At 61.4% G+C, this 8004-nt stretch carries 9 protein-coding genes; all 9 read left to right on the top strand.

Annotated elements, in window-relative coordinates:
- The first annotated feature begins 240 nt into the window (after positions 1–240).
- The 9 genes from prfA to atpB all read left to right on the top strand — a co-directional run bounded on the left by prfA (position 241) and on the right by atpB (position 7965).
- A complete protein-coding gene (prfA, locus tag ACFVSI_RS14680) occupies positions 241–1314 on the top strand; it encodes a peptide chain release factor 1 (RefSeq protein WP_144659859.1) in 1074 nt (357 codons plus the stop codon).
- Positions 1315–1357: 43 nt separating this feature from the next.
- A complete protein-coding gene (gene prmC / locus ACFVSI_RS14675; RefSeq protein WP_387824917.1) occupies positions 1358–2230 on the top strand; it encodes a peptide chain release factor N(5)-glutamine methyltransferase in 873 nt (290 codons plus the stop codon).
- 12 nt (positions 2231–2242) lie between these two features.
- Positions 2243–3016, top strand: coding sequence for an L-threonylcarbamoyladenylate synthase (locus ACFVSI_RS14670; protein WP_387824914.1), 774 nt, complete (start codon positions 2243–2245; stop codon positions 3014–3016).
- Positions 3013–3798: a WecB/TagA/CpsF family glycosyltransferase gene (locus ACFVSI_RS14665; RefSeq protein ID WP_387824911.1), complete on the top strand. Its 786-nt coding sequence runs from the start codon at positions 3013–3015 to the stop codon at positions 3796–3798. The genes ACFVSI_RS14670 and ACFVSI_RS14665 overlap by 4 nt, the downstream gene beginning before the upstream one ends.
- A complete protein-coding gene (locus tag ACFVSI_RS14660; RefSeq protein WP_387824908.1) occupies positions 3799–4755 on the top strand; it encodes a glycosyltransferase in 957 nt (318 codons plus the stop codon).
- Between the two features lie 281 nt (positions 4756–5036).
- On the top strand, positions 5037–6152 hold the full coding sequence (locus ACFVSI_RS14655; RefSeq protein ID WP_387824905.1) for an MraY family glycosyltransferase: 1116 nt from the start codon (positions 5037–5039) through the stop codon (positions 6150–6152).
- A 117-nt stretch (positions 6153–6269) separates the two neighbouring features.
- Positions 6270–6761, top strand: coding sequence for a hypothetical protein (locus tag ACFVSI_RS14650; protein WP_387824902.1), 492 nt, complete (start codon positions 6270–6272; stop codon positions 6759–6761).
- A complete protein-coding gene (locus ACFVSI_RS14645; RefSeq protein WP_387824899.1) occupies positions 6748–7083 on the top strand; it encodes a hypothetical protein in 336 nt (111 codons plus the stop codon). The genes ACFVSI_RS14650 and ACFVSI_RS14645 overlap by 14 nt, the downstream gene beginning before the upstream one ends.
- 81 nt (positions 7084–7164) lie before the next feature.
- Positions 7165–7965 (top strand): F0F1 ATP synthase subunit A, encoded by an 801-nt coding sequence (gene atpB, locus ACFVSI_RS14640; protein ID WP_144659867.1) that lies wholly within the window; start codon positions 7165–7167, stop codon positions 7963–7965.
- Positions 7966–8004 lie beyond the last annotated feature (39 nt).

The following is an 8004-nucleotide window of genomic DNA, read 5'->3' as shown; positions in this document are numbered from 1 at the left end:
CGCTACGGCCTCGATACGCCCAGCGCGGACACGGATGACGTCCTGCGAATCTGTGGCGAGCGAGGCATCGCATTCGTCCCCTTCTTCGCCCTGGCCGGCATATTTTGAGCGGTCCTTGTTTAACGGAATCCTTGACCCGACACCACGTGAGGTCACAAGGCCCATCCGGGCCCGCAAATGGGCCGTACATGGCCACACGACGCAGTTATTAGACTTGTACAAGTCGAAAGAGGTTTGAAAATGTTTGAGTCCGTACAGGGATTGCTTGATGAGCATGCTGCTATTCAGGCGCAGTTGAGTGATCCTGCTGTTTATGCCGACCAGTCTGCTGCCAGGAAGTTGGGGCGGCGCTCTGCCGAACTTCAGGGCATCGTGGAGGCGTACAACAAGTGGCGTGGGCTCAACGATGACCTCGAAGCGGCCAAGGAGATGGCTGACGAGGATCCCGAGTTTGCCGCGGAAGTGGAGCAGCTCGAGGAACAGATCCCTGCCGCCCAGGAGCGCTTGCGCCGTTTGCTGATCCCGCGCGATCCCGATGATGCCCGCAACGTCATCCTTGAAGTGAAGGGTGGCGAGGGTGGCGACGAAGCTGCCTTGTTCGCCGGTGACCTTCTGCGCATGTACATGCGCTACGCGGAATCGCGCGGCTGGAAGACCGAGATGATCTCAGCCACGGAGTCGGACCTTGGCGGCTACAAGGACGTGTCCGTTGCCATCAAGGGCAACTCGAATGACCCCGCGCAGGGTGTTTTTGCGCGGTTGAAGTTTGAAGGAGGCGTACACCGCGTGCAGCGTGTTCCCGTGACCGAGTCACAGGGCCGGATCCACACCTCGGCCGCTGGCGTCCTGGTGCTTCCCGAAGTCGATGAGCCGGAAGAACTGGAAATCAACCAGAACGACCTCAAGATTGACGTCTACCGCTCATCCGGTCCCGGCGGGCAGTCCGTGAACACCACTGACTCCGCTGTCCGCATCACCCACTTGCCCACGGGCATCGTGGTGGCCATGCAGAACGAGAAGTCACAGCTGCAGAACCGTGAAGCCGGCATGCGCGTTCTCCGTGCCCGCCTTCTGGCGCACCAGCAGGAACAGATTGATGCCGCCAACTCTGAGCAGCGCAAGTCGCAGATCCGTACCATGGACCGTTCGGAGCGCATCCGTACGTACAACTTCCCGGAGAACCGCATTGCGGATCACCGCACCGGGTACAAGGCCTACAACCTGGACGCCGTGATGAACGGTGATCTTGAGCCGGTCATCCAGTCGGCCATCGAGATGGACGAGCAAGCACGGCTGGATGCTATTGGCGAATAGCCGCCCGGCAAGGCCTTTTTACCTTCAGCAAGCAAGGCAATCCATGACGTTTTACCCAGGCCAAAGCCTCGCGGACGCTGTCCGCGAGGCGACTGCCGTGTTGTCTGAGGCTGGTGTCCCGAGCGCGCGTGTGGACGCGGAACTCCTGGCCGACCATTTGCTGGGCGTCGGGTTGGGCCGCTTGCGCGCAATGCTGCTCGGTGATGCTCCCGCTCCCGACGGATACGAAGAACTGGTGCTGGAAAGGGCAAAGCGCGTTCCCTTACAGCACATCACCGGCGTCGCCTATTTCCGGCATCTTGAACTGCGCGTGGGCCCTGGCGTTTTCATTCCGCGTCCGGAGACGGAGTCGGTGGTCCAGCTGGTCATCGACAAGGTGGCCGGAATGCATGAACCCAAAGTGGTGGACCTCGGTACAGGCTCCGGCGCCATTGCAGGCTCCATCGCCCGCGAGGTGCCCGGAGCTGAGGTCCATGCCGTGGAATACAGCGCCTTTGCCCACGCCTGGGCCGGGCGGAACCTTGAACCCCTGGGCGTGTCGCTTGTCCAGGGCGATCTCCGGGATGCCCTGCCCGAGCACAACGGAACCTTCGACGTCGTCGTCTCAAATCCGCCGTACATTCCCGCCGAGGCGATTCCTTCCGAGCCCGAAGTAGCCCTGCACGATCCCCCGGAGGCCTTGTATGGCGGGGGAGCGGACGGCATGGAACTCCCGACGGCGGCAGCTGCCTCTGCGGCCCGGCTCTTGAAACCGGGTGGCTACTTCGTGATGGAACACGCCGAAGTCCAGGCAGAATGGATCGCCGGCATGTTGCAACGCATGGGACGTTGGAAAGACATCACCACGCACTTTGATCTGAACGGCAAAGAACGTGCAACCAGCGCGATACTGGCCAGTGTCGCGCCTGATGAGTGAAAGAATAGCGCTGTGACGACAACCTACAACTGCACTTCCGAGGACCAGCGCACTGAAGGGCTTCAGCATGCCCAGCGCGCCATCAGTGAAAAGAAGTGCATCGTGATGCCCACAGACACCGTCTACGGCATTGCTGCCGATGCCTTTTCGCCACTGGCGGTGACCATGTTGCTGGCTTCCAAGGGACGCAGCCGTCAGATGCCCCCTCCTGTGTTGATTCCACGGATCAACGCCTTGGACGGGCTGGCAACTGATGTGCCTGCTGATGCGCGGGCCTTGGCGCAGGCGTTCTGGCCTGGCGGTCTGACGTTGATTCTTCATGCACAGCCGTCACTTGATTGGGATCTTGGCGACACCAAGGGGACCGTGGCCCTGCGCATGCCTGATGACCACCTTGCCTTGGACCTCCTGGGTATGACAGGTCCGTTGGCTGTTTCGTCAGCCAACCGTACCGGGCAGGAAGCAGCTCAGACGGCGTCGGAAGCACGCCTGCAACTGGCCGACTCGGTTGAGGTGTACCTGGAGGGCGGCTTCCGCCCGGTCAAGGGGACCGCAGCACTTCCGTCCACGATTGTTGATGCCACGTCCACTCCCTTCCGCGTGGTGCGGCAGGGGGCCATTGAGCTGGAACGCCTCCGCGAAATCGTGCCGTCCATCCTCGGCATTGGCGAAACAGTGACTGCGGCCGAACCGGTCGCCGGTTCCGAAACGGCCAAGCCCGGGAGCGACGGCGAAAACCAGCCCGCGGGCGAAACCCTGCCCGCAAGCGAAAACCAGCCCGAATGATTCCTGCACGCCAACGCGTCCCCGTACTTGACGTGGACGCCACTCCAATGCGCGTCCAGGAGCTTCTGGACGCGATGACCGGCCTCATTGAGGCCGGAACCACCAGCACTGTGGTGGGGCACAACCTCCACAGTGTTACCTTGGTGCATTCGCGTCCCGACGTGCGTTCCGTCTACGAGAACAGCTCCATCGTCCTGCTGGACGGTGCTCCGGTGGCGATGTTGTGGGGACTCGCCCATCAACGGCAACTGCAGCCGGCCGGCCAAGGGACCATGGCCTACAGGCTCGGTTCCATGGATTGGATCCCGGAGCTTGGCAAGATTCCCGGGCTGCAACGAATTGCCGTCATCGGGGCCGGACGCGAGGCCAATACCAAGGCAATTGCCCGCCTTCGATCCATCGTTCCAGGAGCGACAGTGGACGGTATCCCCGGCGAAGGATGGGATGGAGCCTTGGAAAGCGCGGTGGTGGACTGGCTGGCCACGTTCGGTCCCCAACTGGTCCTGTTGGGCCTGGGCATGCCCCTTCAGGAAACGGTCCTGCACCGAAGGCTCGAGCAACTTCCTCCCGCTGTTTACTGCGCCGTCGGGGGAGCGATAGAACAGGTGGCCGGTATCCAAAAGCTGGCTCCGCGGTGGTTGGGCCGCTTGGGGCTTGAATGGGCCTGGCGCCTGGTACTGCACCCGGGCAGGGTCGCCTACAGGGTTTTCGTTGAACCGTGGAAGCTGGCCGGCCTGCTGCTGCGGCGCCGTTTCCAACCATCCAAGACCAAAGGCAACTAAATGTCATCGAAAGCTGTCGTGGTCGCTGTCGTAGTGACCTTCAACCGGCGTGAACTCCTCCAGACCACTTTGGAGGGCATCACCGCAGGCACCTGCGTACCGGACGCGATCGTCGTCGTGGACAACGCCTCCACCGACGACACCGCGGCGTTCCTGGAGCAATACCAAGCTCCGGTGACCACCGACGTCGTTCGTCTGAACACCAACGTGGGCGGTGCTGGCGGATTCGTCGTTGGCATGGAGCGTGCCATGTTGGACCACCACGCGGACCATGTGTGGATCATGGACGACGACACAGAGCCACAGCCGGCCGCCCTTGGTGAAGCCTTGGTGGTTTCCGAGGCCTACCGGCGGGAAACGGGGGAAGCACCGGCGTTCATTGCGAGTCGTGTTGTGTGGACCGATGGCCGCGACCACCCGATGAACAGGATGCGCCCGCGGCTGGGCGCAAGCGAGGCCGCACGCAGCACTGCTGCCCGGATCGGCGCAACCCAGATCCGCAGTGCCTCCTTCGTCTCGGTGCTGATCCGCGCCGAAGAGATCAAGCAGCACGGCCTTCCCATCGCGGACTACTTCATCTGGAATGACGATTTGGAGTACACAGCCAGGATTTCCCGTAACGGCACAGCCCTGACCACCGAGGCTTCCGTAGCCAACCACCATACGAAAGTCTTTGGCGACGCCGGAGCGGATCCGGGCCCGCGGTTCTATTACGAGGTTCGGAACAAGCTCTGGGTCTACACCCGCTCGAACGCTCTGGCGCCCTGGGAGAAGATCCTGTTCACGGGAGCTTCCCTGCGTAACTGGACTCGGACGATTGCTGCCTCCTCCAACCGCAAGGTGCTGTTGACGGGGCTTCTCAAGGGCCTGCGCCACAGCCTGAAGGCACCGCGTTCCAATGCGCAAGTACTGGACGGAATCTACGCCCTGCGGGACGTAAAGGAGCCTGTCCGGTAACAGCCGGACAGCCCGGGCCCAGCGAAAACAAGCTGCGGCCCTGCGGCTGTGTCACAGGGTGGTCACGGCCATTGGCATTAGTATCGTGACTAGAGTCCACGAAAAATCCCGCATTATTCGGCACAGCCGGTGCAGGCATGGCGACGGAGTAGTTCCATTTATCCACTGACAGAATTCCACACCCTGAGCTGCCCTGAGGTGCCCCTCATTGCAGCGCCCGGGCGGCGTGCACCGGTTGTGGTGTCCGCGTCGGCCCAGCGGCCGGTCCAGGGAGTCGCCTCATGATCATGTATCTGCTGATGGCTCTTACGGCTGCCGTAGTGGCTTACGGGGGAACCTGGGGAGCCCGCGTGCTCGGAAACAAGCTCCGCTTGTACCAACCCATCCGAAGCCGTGACATGCATTCCGCCTTGATCTCCAAGCTTGGGGGCCTGGGCATCTTCGTAGGCTTTTTCGCTGCGCTGGTAGTGGCTTCCAACTCGTTCTTCGTGAAGGACATCTTCAGGCACAACGATGCCCCTTGGGGGATCCTGGCCGGCGCCGTTGTCATTGTCGCGGTGGGGGTTGCCGACGACATCCTGGATATCCGGTGGTGGATCAAACTCCTGGGGCAGGGGGCAGCGGCCTTCATCGTGGCGATTTGGGGCGTGCGGATGTCCGTGGTGCCCTTCATTCCGGAGCCCATCGTCCTCAGCTCCGAGGTAGTCCAGATCGTGCTGACGGCGGGTTTGATCGTGACCACCATGAATGCCGTGAACTTCATTGACGGATTGGACGGTCTGGCTGCTGGAGTGGCCATTATCGGTGGGGGAGCGTTCTTCCTGACCGCCTACTGGGTCCACCGAAACAACCCGTCCACGGATAACTCGGACCTCGCGACACTCTTGATGGCTATCCTCGTGGGCAGTTGCATCGGCTTCCTGCCCCATAACTGGTTCCCAGCCAAAATCTTCATGGGTGATTCCGGAGCAATGCTCATCGGATTGCTCATGGCCTCTGCAGGTGTGGTGGCCACGGGACAAATCGGTTCAGGACTGTACGACCGTGCCAACGGCATCCCCACGATCGTTCCGATCCTGCTGCCCTTCGCGGTGCTTTCCCTTCCCCTGCTGGATCTGGGCATGGCAGTTGTCCGGAGGACCGCGCGGGGCCAGTCCCCGTGGTCTGCTGACCGTGGGCACCTCCACCACAAGCTGGTGGACCTCGGGTACTCGCACCGCACCGCCGTCGTGATGTTGTATGTCTGGACGTCGATCCTGGCCTTCGGCGGCGTGGCTTTTGCCGTCTTCCCCTGGCAGGTGGTGCTGATCGTGGTCATTGCCGCCGCGCTGGTCATGGCCGCGGTGACGGCGTGGCCGTACTTCACCCGGAAAACAGCCGGGCCGGGGGAGCAATAGATGACGGCCGGTTATCGTCCCAGTTCTATCTCATGTAGAATTCTTACTGCGGACAGTCACTCGCCCGTAACCCCACTTTGAGAATATGGCACCTGTGCCACGAGGATTGGTATCCCCATGACATCCAACGCCGATTCCGGACGCCCGTCCGGCAAACGTGTTGTTGGATCTGTGGGTGGCCGGTCCTCGCTGTGGCTAAGGCTGCTTGGCCTCAGCGCTGCGGCGGCAACTGCTGCAACGGCGGTCACTTGCGTGATTGCAGCCTTCATGAATGGCGGGCAAGGCGCGCTCTCGGCCGCGTTCGGTGCAGCGCTGGTCATGCTCTTCTTTGGAATCAGCCTCCTGATCGGTCACTTTGTCGGCCGGAACAACCCCTCCGGTGCCGTAGGCCTTTTTGTGGCCACGTACTTCATCAAGGTTGTCGGCTTCGCTGTAGTGCTGTTTGTGCTCGGAGCGCCGGAGTGGCTGCACGCCCGGTGGTTCCTCATCGGGGCAGTCGTCACGGTGGTCTTCTGGCAAGCCGCGGAAATCTACGGTTTCAGCAAGGCACGCCTCCAGATCTACAACGATCCTTCCGAACCGAAGGGTGGTCCGGATGTCCCCGCGTAAGCGTTATTCGCGCCCGTCCCTCGGTGGCCAGCAGCCCGCCAACCTCAATGACTCCGCTGAAGCCGGAAACGACGGCGGCTACAACGCCGGTATCGCTGTCTTCAGCTACATCATTGGCGGGATCATTGTCTGGAGTTTGATAGGCTGGGGTCTGGATAATCTGTGGGGGACCCGCTGGATTGTGCTCCTTGGCGCTCTGCTGGGAGCCGCAGGAGGGTTCTATCTTTCCCATATGCACGGCCTCACCAGGCAAAGCTCCTCTTCTGGCGAGAGCAACGCAGACAGCGGTCCGTCCACGGACGGGGACAGTAATGCCAAATAATTTCACATGGAATGTGGATGCGTTCACCGCTTCCGGATTTCAACCAATGCCCAATGATGGACACAGCAGAGAGGAAACGCGTTGATCGCGCTTGCGCTCCCCGCCCAGGATTCGGGGTCCTTCACCCCACCCGGAATCGACGAAATGCACCTGCCGGCAATCCTGCCTTGGGGTGCGCACGACGGATTCTCCAAGCAGATGCTGCTGGTGATCCTTTCGGTCGTCATTATCGCTACATTCTTCATCCTCGCTGCACGCAAGCAGCAGCTGGTTCCCGGCAAGCTGCAGTTCGCCGGTGAGATGGCTTACGGCTTCGTCCGCAACAGCATCGCCAAGGACATCATCGGCGGCAAGGACTTCATCAAGTACGTCCCGCTGTTGTTCAGCCTGTTCTTCTTCATCCTTGTGAACAACATCTACGGCGCCATTCCGTTGATCCAGCTTCCGAGCTTCTCCCACGTAGGCGGCGCCTACGTGATGGCAGGCATCGTGTACGTCACCTGGATCGCGATCGGCCTGAAGAAGAACGGTCTCAAGTACTTCAAGCTCGCGACGGTTCCGTCCGGCGTGCCGTGGTACATCCTTCCGATCGTTGTTCCGATCGAAATCATCTCCAACTTCCTGGTCCGCCCTGTCACGCACAGCCTCCGTCTGTTCGCGACCATGCTGGCCGGCCACTTGATCGTGATGCTCGCCGGTTCCGGCATCGAGTTCCTGGTCATGCAGGAAAACGTGCTCCTCAAGGGTGCGTCGGTCCTGGTCCTCGTCGGTGCCATCGCCATGTACATGCTTGAAGCGCTGATCATGGCCCTGCAGGCCTACGTGTTCACCCTGCTGACCGCGATCTACATCGAAGGCGCCCTGCACGCCGACAGCCACTAAGGCTCCCAACACTTCCCCTCGCGGGGATGAAGCAACCCA

The sequence above is a fragment of the Paenarthrobacter sp. NPDC057981 genome, assembly GCF_042886835.1.
In the GTDB taxonomy this organism is placed as follows: domain Bacteria; phylum Actinomycetota; class Actinomycetes; order Actinomycetales; family Micrococcaceae; genus Arthrobacter.
Note: the sequence above shows the minus strand (reverse complement) of the source record. Positions and strands in the feature narration are given on the sequence as shown.

What these genes read in the sequence shown, in the direction of transcription:
- prfA (WP_144659859.1), top strand. Translation starts at nt 241, where the DNA reads ATGTTTGAGTCCGTACAGGGATTGCTTGATGAGCATGCTGCTATTCAG.
- prmC (WP_387824917.1), top strand. Translation starts at nt 1,358, where the DNA reads ATGACGTTTTACCCAGGCCAAAGCCTCGCGGACGCTGTCCGCGAGGCG.
- ACFVSI_RS14665 (WP_387824911.1), top strand. Translation starts at nt 3,013, where the DNA reads ATGATTCCTGCACGCCAACGCGTCCCCGTACTTGACGTGGACGCCACT.
- ACFVSI_RS14660 (WP_387824908.1), top strand. Translation starts at nt 3,799, where the DNA reads ATGTCATCGAAAGCTGTCGTGGTCGCTGTCGTAGTGACCTTCAACCGG.
- ACFVSI_RS14655 (WP_387824905.1), top strand. Translation starts at nt 5,037, where the DNA reads ATGATCATGTATCTGCTGATGGCTCTTACGGCTGCCGTAGTGGCTTAC.
- ACFVSI_RS14650 (WP_387824902.1), top strand. Translation starts at nt 6,270, where the DNA reads ATGACATCCAACGCCGATTCCGGACGCCCGTCCGGCAAACGTGTTGTT.
- ACFVSI_RS14645 (WP_387824899.1), top strand. Translation starts at nt 6,748, where the DNA reads ATGTCCCCGCGTAAGCGTTATTCGCGCCCGTCCCTCGGTGGCCAGCAG.